This is a genomic window from Shouchella lonarensis, assembly GCF_900096965.1.
Classification (GTDB): domain Bacteria; phylum Bacillota; class Bacilli; order Bacillales; family Bacillaceae_D; genus Shouchella; species Shouchella lonarensis.
Map to the genome: position 1 here is coordinate 120151 of NZ_FMYM01000005.1, position 13491 is coordinate 133641.

A 13491-nucleotide genomic window follows, 5' to 3' on the forward strand; every position below is an offset into this window, starting at 1 on the left:
TTTTAATCCAATATGGAAAAGGAGGGTGAAATGTGACAGCACCATTGCTGAAATTGCAAGATGTAAAAACGTATTTCCATTCAAAAGATCGTATCGCAAAAGCTGTTGACGGGGTTAGTTTTGAAGTAAATGAAGGTGAAGTTGTCGCACTTGTTGGAGAATCAGGAAGCGGGAAAAGTATGACTTCTCTGTCGATTATGGGTTTAGTTGACGCGAAATCAAAAGAGCTTACGGGTTCAATACAACTGAGTGGTGTCGAATTAACAGACCTTTCGGAAAGACAATTATCCAGGATTCGCGGACAGCAGATGGCAATGATATTTCAAGAGCCAATGACTTCTCTGAACCCTGTTTATACCATTGGGAATCAAATTATTGAGACATTGCGCAAACATAAAAAAATATCAAAGATGGAGGCGCGGTCTCGTGCAATGGAGCTCCTCCAATTGGTGGGATTTAGCCGACCGGAAGAGAGTTTAAAATCTTATCCGCATGAATTGTCAGGCGGTATGAGGCAACGTGTGATGATTGCTATTTCCATGTCATGTAATCCGCAATTATTGATTGCTGATGAACCTACAACAGCACTGGATGTGACAATTCAGCAACAAATTTTAGATTTAATGCTTAAAGTGAAAGACGAACTTAATACAGCTATTCTACTTATTACTCATGATTTAGGTGTTGTTGCTGAAACAGCTGAACGGGTGTTGGTTATGTATGGTGGTCAAATTGTCGAAGAAGCACCAGTATACGACTTATTTATAAATCCGCTACATCCGTATACTCAAGGGTTATTAAAAAGCATGCCAAAAATGGAAGAAGATAAAGAACGGCTTGAGGCAATCAAAGGAATGGTGCCAGCTGCCCATAAATTTCCTGCTGGTTGCCGATTTGCCCCACGTTGCCAAATGGCAACAGAAACATGTCATCACACAACGCCCGAGCTTGTACAAGCGTCACCTACACGAGCCGTTCGATGTTTGCTATATAAAAACGCAAGCTTGGAAGCGGATCCTGGTCGATTAAAAGGAGGAGTGGAAGTGTGACGAACAAAGTGTTAGTTGAAGCTAATCAATTAAAGATGTACTTCCCGATAAAAAGTGGGATTATTAAACGAACAGTTGGTCATGTAAAAGCAGTTGATGACGTATCATTAAAAGTATATGAAGGTGAATCTCTGGGTATTGTAGGTGAGTCTGGTTCTGGAAAATCTACACTAGGTCGAATGCTATTAAGATTATTAGAGCCAACCTCGGGTGAAGTGTTTTTTGATGGAGATAATTTATCAGCGCTTCCAAAACGTCAAGTGCGTCCATATCGTCGTGATATGCAAATGGTTTTCCAAGACCCATATGCTTCATTGAATCCAAGAATGAGTATAGGTGATCTTTTAGAAGAGCCGATGCTCGTACATCAAACAGTCCGAGATCGTGGAGAGCGTCGTAGAAAGGCGGAAGAGTTACTGGAAATTGTTGGCTTGCCGATGCAATCATATAATAAGTATCCACATGAATTTTCTGGTGGTCAAAGGCAGCGTGTTGGAATTGCGCGAGCATTAAGCACGAATCCTCGTTTTATTATTGGGGATGAACCTGTTTCGGCGCTAGATGTGTCGATTCAGTCACAAGTGTTGAATTTGATGAAAGACTTACAGAAACAATTCCATCTCACATATGTCTTTATTGCTCATGATTTAAGTGTGGTAAAACATATTAGTGACCGGGTAGCAGTGATGTATCTTGGTCGTGTTGTTGAAATCGCCCGGAAAAAGGACATGTATCATAAACCGCTCCATCCATATTCAGAAGCATTAATTGGTGCAGTGCCGTCCACTGATGTAACGAAAAAAAGGAAAAGAGTTGTTTTAGAAGGAGAGTTGCCAAGTCCGGCAAGTCCACCAAAAGGGTGTGCATTTCGTACACGCTGTCCACATGCACATGCACGTTGTAAAGAAGAGCGCCCAGAGATGGTAGAAGTAAATCCGGAACACTTTGCAGCGTGTCATTTGTATACGAATGAAGATGGTTCGTTAAAAAGGGGAGTTGGTGTTGTCTGACTGGGCATAGACATAAAGGGGGTGGTTCCGGAGGAGTCTATTTGTGTAGGATGATGATATTTTCCAAAATATAGGGGGGTTTTAAGTTGAACAAAAAGCCATTGTATTCATTTTTATTGTCAACAGCCTTTTTGAGCGCAATGTTGGTTGGGTGTTCTTCAGATGATGCAGGTACAAAGCCTAATGAGGGTGATGGAAGTGGTTCTGGTGAACCGGAAGCAGTTGAAGGGGGAAAAGTGACATTAGGGATGCACTCAACGCCCGAGAATCAGTTCAATCCCATTTTTTATACTTCCAGTTATGATGCCAACATCTTGAACTTTACGCATGAATCGCTCATGACTCAAGATGAGGATTTTCAGTACCAGCCCGAGCTAGCAAAAGATTGGGAGTTTAGTGAAGATAAGCGGGAAATTACTTTTTCTCTGCGTGATGATGTGAAATGGCATGATGGTGAACCATTTACAGCCGATGATGTTGTGTTTACGTATGAAATGCTTGCTGATCCAGGATATGTTGGGGCAGGCGGTGTTCGGACAACATTTGTAAACAAGTTACAAGGATATGAGGAGTACGCTGGTGGTGAGGCAGATACTTTTGCTGGAGTAGAGAAGGTAGATGATTTGACAGTGAAATTTGTTTTTGGTGAGCCAAGTGTGAAGGCGTTATCAGAAGTGAATTTCTCAATTATCCCAAAACATGTGTTTGAAGATGTTGCGATTGGGGACATGCCAGAGCACGAGGGCTCAATACGTGCAGGCGAAGTAATCGGAACAGGGCCATTTAAGTTAACAGACATGATTGAAAACGAGCAGTATGTGTTAGAAGCAAACAAGGATTACTGGAAGGGTGCACCAAAGCTGGATTCTGTTGTATGGCGTGTAGTTGACCAATCTGTTGCGGCGGGTATGTTAGAGCAAGGGGAACTAGACTTCTTCCCAGAAATGTTTCCACCAGATGATGCGGAAGACATGGAAGGAAAAGAAGGATTTGAAGTGTTTTCACAGCCTAAATTTGGATATCAGTATTTAGGAATGAAAGTGAATTATGGTCCAGATGAAGATTTGAATGATTTGGCAAATACCGACTTATGGAAACCGAATCCAAAGCTGGAAAATAAAGAATTTCGTCAGGCCATTATGCATGCGATTGACCGCCAGTCTCTAATTGATGGATTTTTGCGAGGCTACGGTTCAATTATTGATGCACCATTTCCGCCGGCTTCGTGGGCATATAATCCTGATGAGATCAATGGATTAGAATATAACCTGGAGAAAGCAAAGTCTTTGTTAGAGAAAAATGGATATGTTGACACCAATGGTGATGGATATGTTGAAGATCCTGATGGTAATGAGCTTACGTTGAATTTGCATTATCCATTAGGAAACAAAGTTCGCGAGCGTTCAGCGCCAGTGATTGTTGAACAGCTAAAAGAAGCTGGTATTCGGATTGAACTAAAAACACCGATGGAGACGGCACCATATTTTACTTGGATATCAGAAAAGAACTCTGATGAAGAGTTGGATTTATTTTTAGCTGGCTGGTCTTTAGGATCAGGTGACCCAGATCCATCAACGATTCATCAAGGAAAAGGAACGATGAATTATTCTCGCTTTTATGATGAGGCGCAAGATAAATTGTTAGAGGAAGCGCTTGATCCTGAAAAGGCTTGGGATAATCTAGAATACCGGACTGAGAAATATACAGCATGGGCGCAAATGTTTAGTGATAATGCATATGCAACTCCTTTGTACATTGACGATGAGATTCATGTGTATACATCACGTTTAAAGGGCATTGTGTTTAAACCATTCTCGTATTCAGCGGATTCACATGAGTGGTATCTAACAAAGCAGTAGGTGTGGAGAAAGGGCGCAAGCGTCTTAAGCGCCCTTTCTTACCAATTTGAACGAAGGATATGATTAAAAAGAGGTGTTGATTTGTGTTTAAGTACATCATACGACGCTTGTTACAATTCATACCATTAGTGCTTATTGTAACAATGATTGTATTTCTATTTGCTTATTTAGCACCAGGTGATGCACTCAGTGGAGAAATGCTAGATCCCAATATAGATCCAGAGGTCTATGAAGAGCAGCGAGCGGCACTAGGACTAAATGACCCTGTGTATGTGCAGTATTGGAATTGGTTAAAACGAGCGGCGGTGGGCGATTTTGGGATGTCTCTTAATTTTAAGGGACGCTCTGTAAGTGACTTAATTATGCAACGGTTTGACAATACACTTTATCTTGCGATGTTTTCTTTGGTCGTGACATTAGTTGTATCTATTCCAATTGGGATGTACTCTGCTAGACATAAAAACTCGTTACTAGATTATAGTGGAACAACATTCGCTTTTCTTGGTTTAGCAACACCGAACTTCTTTGCTGCATTGTTGGGGATCTATGTATTTTCATTTGGATTGGGGTGGCTGCCGACACAAGGTTCTGTTAGTTCTACAGGATTATCGGGTCTGGATGAATTCCTAAGTCGAATTCATCATTTGGTTTTACCGGGGATAACATTAGGTCTTGCAGGAACAGCTTCGTATATGCGTTATATGCGTTCGGAGATGCTAGATGTGCTTGGTAGTGATTATATTCGTACTGCTAGAGCCAAAGGTCTTGGAGAAAAAACAGTGTTGTACAAGCATACGCTACGAAACGCAATTATTCCGATTGTGACATTGCTTGGAATTGAATTTGGTACCTTGTTAGGTGGAGCTGTCATTACAGAGGCAGTTTTTAATTATCCTGGTTTAGGAACCTTATTTCTTTCTTCTGTTCAGAATCGTGATTATCCGGTCTTGATGGCAATTAATTTAATTGCAGCAGTCTCGATTCTAATTGGGAATTTATTGGCAGACATATCTTATGCGGCGATTGATCCGCGCATACGCTTGAATTGAGGTGAATATATAGATGCAACCACAACGTACGGAACAACCTGCTGTACCATTATCTTTTGAAGCCGAAGAAAAAAGTTTAAGTCCAACCCATCTTGCATGGCAACGGTTCCGAAAAAATAAGTTAGCACTTATTGGTGTTTGTTTCCTCGTCTTTATAACAATTGTGGCAGTATTTGCAGATGTAATTGCTACTCATGACCCAACCGCTTCTCAGTTGGCTAAAATAGAGGCAAAGCCTGATAGTGAAAATTTGCTTGGAACAGATAGTTCCGGGCGTGACAATTTTTCAAGGCTCGTGCATGGATCGCGTGTATCTTTGACGATTGGTTTTTTTGCAATGCTATGTACGGTGATTATTGGTGGGGCACTTGGTTCACTTGCTGGATTTTATGGAGGGAAAATTGACGGACTTATTATGAGGTTTGTTGATGTGGTACTTATTTTTCCGTTTTTATTACTGTTTCTGACAATTGTTGCGATCTTACAAGATATTACAATCCCCATTTTCATTATGGTTATTGCATTAACTTCATGGCCAGTTATGTGTCGTGTGTTGCGTGGGAAATTTATGGGTATTCGTGAACAAGAATACATTTTAAGTGCACGTAGCATAGGGTGTTCCGATTGGCGTATTATTCGTAAACACTTTTTACCGAATGCGGTTGGCCCTATTATTGTCGCAGCGACATTATTAATGGCTAGCTTAATTGTGGCAGAATCTGCCTTAAGTTTTATCGGCTTTGGTATTCCTCAACCTACACCAACTTGGGGGAATATGTTGACAGAGGCGCAGAGCATCCGTATTTTAAGAAACAACCCAGAAGCGTGGATGCCGCCAGGATTGTGTATTTTACTAACGGTCTTGTCGATCAACTTTATTGGTGATGGCTTACGTGATGCTTTTGACTCGAAGTCATAATATATGTGACGATTGTCTAAAAAAGTCCTACCTTGTAAGGACTTTTTTGCTGTTTTCCAATGTCTTATTCCCCTCCCTCTCTCAAGCTGGTATAATAGAGATGGATCAGGGTCTGGACTAGCTTCTGACAACTTTTTTTCATCCCCAGCATGAGGTGGCTCATATGAAGACATTTTTTGATGTCCAGCAATTATTAAAACAGTATGGTATTGTCATTTACACAAGAGATAAGCAAACAGATATTGCGCTCATACAAATGGAATTAAGAACTTTATATGAATATGGATTAGTGAACGCTACAGACTATAAGCAAGCGCTTTTCCTTGTAAAGAGGGAGGAAGCAACACATGAGTGAGCAAGGTTTTGTCGGAATTGACATCGGTGGGACGACAGTGAAGCTAGCTTTAATGACGACGACAGGTGAAATGAAAAAAAAGTGGGAAATCCCGACAAATCTCATAGATCATGGTCGTTACATTGTTTCTGAGATCGTGGAAAGTGTACAAGCCGAGCTAAAGAGTTTGGTGTTACGAGGTGCCGGGGTTGGTGCACCAGCGTTTATTGAACTGGAGACCGGTGTGGTGACACAGGCGGTGAATCTTGGTTGGCGTGATTATCCGTTAAAGGAAGTGTTCACAGAAGCATTAAATGTACCTGTATTTGTGGACAATGATGCAAATTTGGCAGCACTTGGAGAGATGTGGCGTGGTGCAGGGGATGGTTCAAATGAGGTATTATTTGTTACACTAGGGACAGGTGTTGGTGGCGGGATTATTACTCGTGGACAAATTTTACATGGTGTGCATGGCTTAGGTGGAGAAATTGGTCACATTACGGTCATTCCAGATAACGGTGCGCCGTGTAATTGTGGTAAGCGTGGCTGCTTAGAGACGGTATCGTCAGCGAAAGGGATGGTACGGTTAGCGACAGAGCAGCTCGAAGCAGGTGTGGACAGTATGTTAGAAAAAGAAGCGATGACGACAAGACATATTTTTGAGGCGGCTGAAGCGGGAGACGCATTGTCGCTAAATGTAGTGAAGCAGAGTACGTATTACCTTGGACTTGCGCTGGCGAATTTGGCGAACAGCTTAAACCCAGAAAAAATCGTTATTGGTGGCGGTGTTTCAAAAGCAAGAGAGCAGTTGCTCGTACCGTTGCGAAAAGTTTTTTCTCAATATGCCATCCCACAAGTTGCCACACATACAGAAATAAAATTAGCCACACTTGGAAATGATGCAGGGATTTATGGCGCTGTTTGGTTGGCGCAGGCCAGTCAGACAAAGCTGGAAGTGGAACGATAAAAGGAGCTTAAAACGTACATGAGTGAATATCGGATTGAACGAGATTTACTAGGTGAAAAACAAGTGCCAAAAGAGGCGTATTATGGCATCCAGTCACTACGGGCGCAAGATAATTTTCCGATTACGGGTTATCCGCCTCACCCAGCGTTGATTCATGCGTTTGGTTATGTGAAGAAAGCGGCGGCCTTAGCAAATCGTGATGTCGGGGTATTGCGTCCGAATATTGCAGATGCAATTGCTCGGGCAAGCGAGGAAGTGATTGCTGGGAAGTTAGATAATCATTTTATCGTCGATGCGATTCAAGGTGGAGCGGGTACATCTTTTAACATGAATGCTAACGAAGTCATTGCGAATCGTGCGATTGAATTACTTGGTGGCGTAAAAGGCGACTATATGCAAGTGAGTCCGAATACGCATGTCAATATGGCGCAATCTACAAATGATGCTTTTCCGACAGCGATTCATATTGCGGCGTTAACCTTAACTGGGATGCTTACAAAAGAGTTAAAGGCACTTATTGAAGCCATTAAGAAAAAAGAAATCGAATTTGATGGCGTGCTGAAGATGGGACGAACCCATTTACAAGATGCGGTACCAATTCGGCTTGGTCAAGAATTTGGTGCGTATCGCCGTGTGCTGTCGCGTGATTTAAACCGAATTGAGCGGGCGTGTGCACATTTGTATGAGATCAATATGGGTGCAACGGCAGTAGGTACAGGCTTAAATGCAGCACCTGCGTATATTGAAAAGGTTGCCACGTATTTAGCAGAACTGACTAGTTTCCCATTAAAAACAGCAGAAGACCTTGTCGATGGGACACAAAATACAGATGCATATACAGAGCTTTCAAGCGCGCTAAAGATTTTAGCAATTAATTTGTCAAAGATCGCCAATGATTTACGTTTAATGAGCTCAGGTCCTTTAACCGGATTGAATGAAATTAATTTACCTCCGCGCCAGCCGGGCTCATCTATTATGCCGGGGAAAGTGAACCCTGTCATGTGTGAAGTGGTCAATCAGCTGGCGTTCCAAGTCATTGGCAATGACCATACGATTAGTTTAGCGTCAGAAGCAGGGCAACTGGAGTTAAATGTGATGGAGCCAGTGCTCGTATTTAACTTATTGCAATCACTATCGGTGCTACAAAACGGGATGCGTGTGTTTAAAGAATATGCGATTTTTGGGATGACTGCAAATGTCGAACGATGCCGTGAACTTGTGGAGCGCAGCATTGGTATCGTGACCGCGATTAATCCGCATGTTGGTTATGAAGTGGCAACGCGGATTGCGATTGAAGCAATGGAAACCGGGCGTTCTGTGCGCGATGTTTGTATTGAGCGTGGGGTGCTGACAGAAGAAGAGTTAAACGTCATTCTCGACCCACAAGAAATGACGGAGCCTGGCATTGCTGGGGCAGATTTTTTATCTTCATAAAGAAAGACTAGGGGAGCCAAGAGAAGCTTGGCTGAGAATAAGAACGTGTTTCTTTTACCCTTATACCTGATCTGGTTCATGCCAGCGTAGGGAAGTCACGTAATACGTTTTTTGACGTGGCTATTTGTGTAGCCACGTCTTTTCTACTTTGAGAGGAGCGTGTAAATATGAGAGATTTTTCATTGTATGCGATTACTGGGGAAGCATTTCATCCAGGCCGTGACATTGCCGAGGTCATGGAAGAAGCGATTTGTGGTGGGGTTGACATGGTTCAATTGCGTGACAAAACGAGTAGTAAGCAGCAAGTGTTGGAAAAGGCATATGCTTTGAAAAAAGTGACAGACGCATATGGTGTGCCGCTCATTATTAATGACCATATTGATGTAGCACTCGCTGTTGATGCGGATGGGGTGCATGTGGGGCAAAATGATTTGCCGCTAGCGGACGTGCGCCGGATTGTTGGTTCAGAAAAGATTATTGGTGTGTCTACACATGCGCTGTCTGAAGCAATTGCGGCAGAAAAAGGAGGCGCAAATTACATTGGTGTCGGACCAATTTTTCCGACGAATAGCAAAGTAGATGTCGTTGCACCGGTGACGACGGCGTACATTCGTGAAGTGGTGCAACATGTGAACATTCCATTTGTTGCGATTGGCGGAATCAACGTTGAAAATGTCGCAGAAGTCATTTCTGCTGGTGCGAAGAGGATTAGTGTCATTAGTGCGATTGCGGGAGCCAAAGATGTGAAAGCAGCAACTAGCGCATTAAAAGCGGCATTAAAAGGAGCGCGTACACCATGAAGCAGATCACTGTAAACGGAAAAGGGTATACACTAGACGTGCCGAGTGTTGCCGCACTTGTGGCTTATTTTTCACTTGTTGCTGAGCATGTCGTTGCGGAAGTAGATGGTGCAATTGTTGCGCGGGAGTCATGGGATGATACAACAATTGAAGACGGCATGCGTATTGAACTTGTTCATTTTGTTGGAGGGGGATAAATATGAAACAGAAGCAGTTGGTCATTGGTGGGGTAGCGTTATCTTCACGGTTTTTTATTGGGACAGGTCGTTATCCGAATCCATTTGTACAGCGTGAGGCAATAAAAGCAGCTGGATCAGATGTGCTGACCTTTGCAATCCGACGTATTCAATTAGATGAGCCGGATGATGATGCGATTTTACAGCATTTAGAAGGAGGATCATTCCAATATCTGCCCAACACGTCAGGCGCAACGAACGCTGAGGAGGCGATTCGGATTGCGCGGTTAGCGAGAGCAGCAGGTCTCAGTGATTGGATCAAAGTAGAAATTAGTGCGTCAACCCGAACATTACTTCCAGATCCAATCGAGACATTAAAAGCAACGGAAGCGCTTGTGAAAGAAGGTTTTACCGTTCTTCCGTATACCTCGGATGATCCGGTGACATGTAAAAGACTTGCAGAAATAGGTGCGGCCGCGGTAATGCCGGGTGCTTCTCCAATTGGAACGGGGCTTGGGATTTTAAATCCATACCATTTAGGAATCATCGTCGAGGAAGCAACCGTTCCAATCATTGTTGATGCGGGGATTGGATCAGCCAGTGATGTTGTGTATGCGATGGAGCTTGGGGTTGATGGTATCCTTGCGAATACAGCTGTGGCAAAAGCGAAAGACCCAGTGAAAATGGCACGTGCGTTTGCGGCGGCAGTAGAGGTCGGGCGTCTGTCTTATGAAGCAGGGAGAATCGCGAAAAAGCGTTATGCAACTGCAAGCAGCCCTATCGGAGAGGCGGAACGATTGTGAACGTGATCGTCTTAGGGGGAGGTGTCATTGGTTTAGCAAGTGCTTTAGCACTTGCAGAGGCGGGGATGAAAGTGACATTGCTTGAAAAAGCGCAATGTGGGGGACAAGCATCCGGCGCGGCAGCAGGCATGTTGGCGCCTTATTCAGAGATTGGTGAAGATCCAGATGACTTTTTTCATCTCTGTCAGGCGAGCTTACGTTTATTTCCGCAATGGCAAGCGTATGTGAAGGAATGCACCGGACGTGATTTTGCTTATACGCGCTCGGGCAGTTTATACTTGGTGTATCATGAAGCTGATTTGTTGGCATTATCAACGCGTCAAGCATGGCAATCAATGTTCGGTGTCAAAAGCACGGTGCTTACACAAGCAGAAGTGTGCGAGCGCGTGCCATCAATTGCTCCTGATGTAGTTGGCGCGCTGTATTATCCAGAGGAAGCACATATATATGCGCCAGATTATGTGTTGGCACTGGAGGGAGCTTGTCGAAAAAAAGGGGTTATTATTCGAGAAGAACTCGGTTTCATCGCTTTACACGATGTGCGTGAAAGTGGTGTGTCTGTTAAAATAGGTGCTCGGGAAGTATTACACGCCGATCGGATCGTTGTCGCAACGGGTGCTTGGACGGAATGTTTCGCTGAAAAGCTCAATCTATCGTTGCCGATTTACCCGATCCGAGGACAAATTTGTGCTTATCATGCAAACCCTTTACCAACTGAACATATGTTATACACAAGTCAAGGTTACCTCGTACCTAAAATGAATGGGACGATGGTGAGTGGCGCATCAGAAGATATTGCTGGATTCAACACGGAGATAACAGAAAAAGGTATTACTCGTTTAAAAAGATGGAATAAGAAAATTCTCCCGTATTTAGCCGCAGAAGAGCCGTTTCATACGTGGGCAGGATTGCGACCAGCGACACAAGATGGCTATCCGTTTATCGGACCGCTTGAAAATTATCCATCGATTTATATGGCGTGTGGTCATTATCGCAATGGGATTCTACTTAGTGCAATTACAGCGAAAGTGATAACGGAACAGATGCAGCAAAAAAAGCCTACTATTAAGTTGGATGCTTTTTGTCTGGAGCGCTTTTCATACGTTTAGAGAGTGAGGATGAGGTGTATGCAGAAGGTTTTAACGATTGCAGGATCAGATTCAGGTGGGGGAGCCGGCATCCAAGCGGATATAAAAACATGTCAAGCATTAGGGGTGTACAGTGCCTCAGTGATTACAGCTTTGACAGCACAAAATACGCGTGAGATTACTGCCGTGGCACCGGTCGAACGTGCGATGATACGGGCGCAATTAGACGCGGTTTTTAATGATATTCATATTGATGTCGTAAAAACGGGTATGCTTGCTAATAAGGGAACGATCCAGCTTGTAGTGAATCGGTTACGTGCGTATGAAGTAGAGAATCTAGTCGTTGATCCAGTGATTACTTCTACAAGTGGCACCGTCTTGTTGACGGAAGAAGGGCTAGATTGTTTGCGGACAGAATTACTGCCACTAGCCTCTGTGTTAACACCAAACATAGACGAGGCTGCGCTTTTACTAGGAGAAAGTCCAACGTTTGATATAAAATGGATGAAACAAGCAGCGAAACGGCTCCAGCGATTTGGTCCTCAAATTGTTGTTGTGAAAGGGGGTCATTTAGAAGGCTCTGAGGCAGTGGATGTTGTTTATGATGGAACAACATTTACAATGTTACAATCATCACGTATTCACACATCTTCGACACATGGAACAGGATGTACGTTTGCGGCTGCGGTTGCAGCATCACTTGCAAAAGGTATGGTCTACAAAGAAGCATTGCAAACAGCAAAAACATTCACGCATACAGCGATAGCACATGCTTTCCCAATTGGCACTGGCAAGGGGCCACTCAATCATTATGCGCATATGCAAACAGACAACAAGGGAGTTCGTTAAGGTGAGAAAACATTTTATTGTATTGATTTTGCCAGTGATCTTAATGCTTATCATTGCCGTTAGTGGCTTGTATTACTTGAAACAAGAAAAGGTTTTTTCTAATGAATTGTTACAAAGAGAAATTGAGATTACAGCTGAAGTGAGAGGGGATGAGCTTACTTTGTCATGGCGCTGGCCACAGATGCCGAGCGATGGGATGTATGGGACAGATTATATAGGCATTGCTTTTGACAAAGCTGCTGAGGTATTAGTAGGAGAAGTGATACTCCCACTGGAAGACGAACAAGTCTTCACTGGCACACGAATCGAGAATGGCGTCGTTTTTAGTTATCCTACAGAGATGATCGAGCATGAAAGTGTTGGGGCCAGAGGACAACTACGGCAAGTGTTACCAGCCAATGTAGACTTAGATGAAGTGCATGTGACAATGTTACATACGTGGACCAATCATGAAGACTTACGTATAGAGGACGCATTATTTGAAGAGCCTCGTTTTGGTGAGGCGAAGGCGGTGCAACATTGGGTAAAGACAATGACTTTAAGTGAGTTAATTGCTGAGAAAAAGTCTTGATGAAAAGCAGGCGGCAGGGTGATTTAATCTCCCTGCCGCCTGTAGTTTGTCATCCTTCTAGTAAGAATGTTTCATATACGGTCCACGAACCGTTCTCTAATTGATATAGCAACTGCATGCGATCAATCTCTTCACGATGTGAGACCTCTGTCATTGTGAGTTGTCCAATGATGTCTGCATGTTCCGCTTTTGAAAGTCCCTGTGCAATGGTGACATGGGGGACAAAGACAGAGTGCTCTTTTTCAGTAGGAAAAGGTTCTGTGTACAATGCGTCGTTCAAAGACTGTAGTGTTTCATTTTCTTTGATCTTGTAAAATATGGTTGTTGACTGAGGATAAAATGTGTCAACTTTATATATATCAATGACCACAGGTGGGTGCTTTTTCGCAATCGTTCGCAGTGCCCGTGTGATGAGAGGTAAGTTTTCTTCATCAAAGTTAAAGCTTTCTTTCAGCGTAACATGTGGTGGAATGTTTGCATAGTGCGCATCATAGCGACGACGATACGCATTGGCTGTGTCTTGAAATTTCTTTGATGGAAATAATACAATACCATAGTTCATAAACATTGACCTCCTTGAGTA

Annotated in this window: 15 protein-coding genes and 1 riboswitch; of the genes, 14 read left to right on the forward strand and 1 reads right to left on the reverse strand. The window is 43.3% G+C overall.

Going from position 1 to position 13491, the window contains the following annotated elements:
• Window positions 1-32: 32 nt before the first annotated feature.
• From BLT29_RS06550 to BLT29_RS06615, 14 genes are all read left to right on the forward strand, one after another.
• Entirely contained in the window at window positions 33-1049 is a 1017-nt protein-coding gene (locus tag BLT29_RS06550; RefSeq protein WP_090775515.1) for an ABC transporter ATP-binding protein, read from the forward strand.
• 35 nt (window positions 1050-1084) lie between these two features.
• Window positions 1085-2059, forward strand: coding sequence for an ABC transporter ATP-binding protein (locus BLT29_RS06555; protein WP_090775622.1), 975 nt, complete (start codon window positions 1085-1087; stop codon window positions 2057-2059).
• Between the two features lie 86 nt (window positions 2060-2145).
• On the forward strand, window positions 2146-3918 hold the full coding sequence (locus BLT29_RS06560) for a peptide-binding protein (protein ID WP_090775516.1): 1773 nt from the start codon (window positions 2146-2148) through the stop codon (window positions 3916-3918).
• 83 nt (window positions 3919-4001) lie between these two features.
• On the forward strand, window positions 4002-4967 hold the full coding sequence (locus BLT29_RS06565; RefSeq protein ID WP_090775517.1) for an ABC transporter permease: 966 nt from the start codon (window positions 4002-4004) through the stop codon (window positions 4965-4967).
• A 13-nt stretch (window positions 4968-4980) separates the two neighbouring features.
• Window positions 4981-5886: an oligopeptide ABC transporter permease gene (opp4C, locus tag BLT29_RS06570; RefSeq protein ID WP_090775518.1), complete on the forward strand. Its 906-nt coding sequence runs from the start codon at window positions 4981-4983 to the stop codon at window positions 5884-5886.
• 163 nt (window positions 5887-6049) lie between these two features.
• The gene (locus BLT29_RS06575) at window positions 6050-6241 is read left to right on the forward strand and encodes a YqgQ family protein (protein ID WP_090775519.1); all 192 of its coding nucleotides are present in this window, start codon (window positions 6050-6052) and stop codon (window positions 6239-6241) included.
• On the forward strand, window positions 6234-7187 hold the full coding sequence (locus BLT29_RS06580; RefSeq protein WP_090775520.1) for an ROK family glucokinase: 954 nt from the start codon (window positions 6234-6236) through the stop codon (window positions 7185-7187). Before BLT29_RS06575 ends, BLT29_RS06580 begins: the two co-directional genes overlap by 8 nt.
• Before the next feature lie 18 nt (window positions 7188-7205).
• On the forward strand, window positions 7206-8621 hold the full coding sequence (locus BLT29_RS06585) for an aspartate ammonia-lyase (protein WP_090775521.1): 1416 nt from the start codon (window positions 7206-7208) through the stop codon (window positions 8619-8621).
• A riboswitch (TPP riboswitch) is annotated at window positions 8621-8731 on the forward strand. It overlaps the preceding gene by 1 nt.
• A 57-nt stretch (window positions 8732-8788) precedes the next feature.
• A complete protein-coding gene (thiE, locus tag BLT29_RS06590) occupies window positions 8789-9421 on the forward strand; it encodes a thiamine phosphate synthase (protein WP_090775522.1) in 633 nt (210 codons plus the stop codon).
• On the forward strand, window positions 9418-9618 hold the full coding sequence (gene thiS, locus BLT29_RS06595) for a sulfur carrier protein ThiS (protein ID WP_090775523.1): 201 nt from the start codon (window positions 9418-9420) through the stop codon (window positions 9616-9618). Before thiE ends, thiS begins: the two co-directional genes overlap by 4 nt.
• Window positions 9619-9620: 2 nt before the next feature.
• Window positions 9621-10400, forward strand: coding sequence for a thiazole synthase (locus BLT29_RS06600; protein WP_090775524.1), 780 nt, complete (start codon window positions 9621-9623; stop codon window positions 10398-10400).
• Window positions 10397-11509, forward strand: a complete 1113-nt coding sequence (gene thiO, locus BLT29_RS06605) for a glycine oxidase ThiO (RefSeq protein WP_367576285.1) — start codon at window positions 10397-10399, stop codon at window positions 11507-11509. The genes BLT29_RS06600 and thiO overlap by 4 nt, the downstream gene beginning before the upstream one ends.
• Window positions 11510-11527: 18 nt before the next feature.
• Window positions 11528-12337, forward strand: coding sequence for a bifunctional hydroxymethylpyrimidine kinase/phosphomethylpyrimidine kinase (thiD, locus tag BLT29_RS06610; RefSeq protein WP_090775526.1), 810 nt, complete (start codon window positions 11528-11530; stop codon window positions 12335-12337).
• A gap of 1 nt (window position 12338) precedes the next feature.
• Entirely contained in the window at window positions 12339-12908 is a 570-nt protein-coding gene (locus BLT29_RS06615; RefSeq protein WP_090775527.1) for a hypothetical protein, read from the forward strand.
• 49 nt (window positions 12909-12957) lie between these two features.
• Here BLT29_RS06615 and BLT29_RS06620 read toward each other — a convergent pair whose 3' ends face one another.
• On the reverse strand, window positions 12958-13470 hold the full coding sequence (locus tag BLT29_RS06620) for a YjcG family protein (protein ID WP_090775528.1): 513 nt from the start codon (window positions 13468-13470) through the stop codon (window positions 12958-12960).
• Window positions 13471-13491: the final 21 nt, after the last annotated feature.

What these genes read in the sequence shown, in the direction of transcription:
- BLT29_RS06575 (WP_090775519.1), top strand. Translation starts at nt 6,050, where the DNA reads ATGAAGACATTTTTTGATGTCCAGCAATTATTAAAACAGTATGGTATT.
- BLT29_RS06555 (WP_090775622.1), top strand. Translation starts at nt 1,085, where the DNA reads ATGTACTTCCCGATAAAAAGTGGGATTATTAAACGAACAGTTGGTCAT.
- BLT29_RS06620 (WP_090775528.1), bottom strand. Translation starts at nt 13,470, where the DNA reads ATGAACTATGGTATTGTATTATTTCCATCAAAGAAATTTCAAGACACA.
- thiD (WP_090775526.1), top strand. Translation starts at nt 11,528, where the DNA reads ATGCAGAAGGTTTTAACGATTGCAGGATCAGATTCAGGTGGGGGAGCC.
- BLT29_RS06600 (WP_090775524.1), top strand. Translation starts at nt 9,621, where the DNA reads ATGAAACAGAAGCAGTTGGTCATTGGTGGGGTAGCGTTATCTTCACGG.
- BLT29_RS06585 (WP_090775521.1), top strand. Translation starts at nt 7,206, where the DNA reads ATGAGTGAATATCGGATTGAACGAGATTTACTAGGTGAAAAACAAGTG.
- opp4C (WP_090775518.1), top strand. Translation starts at nt 4,981, where the DNA reads ATGCAACCACAACGTACGGAACAACCTGCTGTACCATTATCTTTTGAA.
- thiE (WP_090775522.1), top strand. Translation starts at nt 8,789, where the DNA reads ATGAGAGATTTTTCATTGTATGCGATTACTGGGGAAGCATTTCATCCA.
- BLT29_RS06580 (WP_090775520.1), top strand. Translation starts at nt 6,234, where the DNA reads ATGAGTGAGCAAGGTTTTGTCGGAATTGACATCGGTGGGACGACAGTG.
- thiS (WP_090775523.1), top strand. Translation starts at nt 9,418, where the DNA reads ATGAAGCAGATCACTGTAAACGGAAAAGGGTATACACTAGACGTGCCG.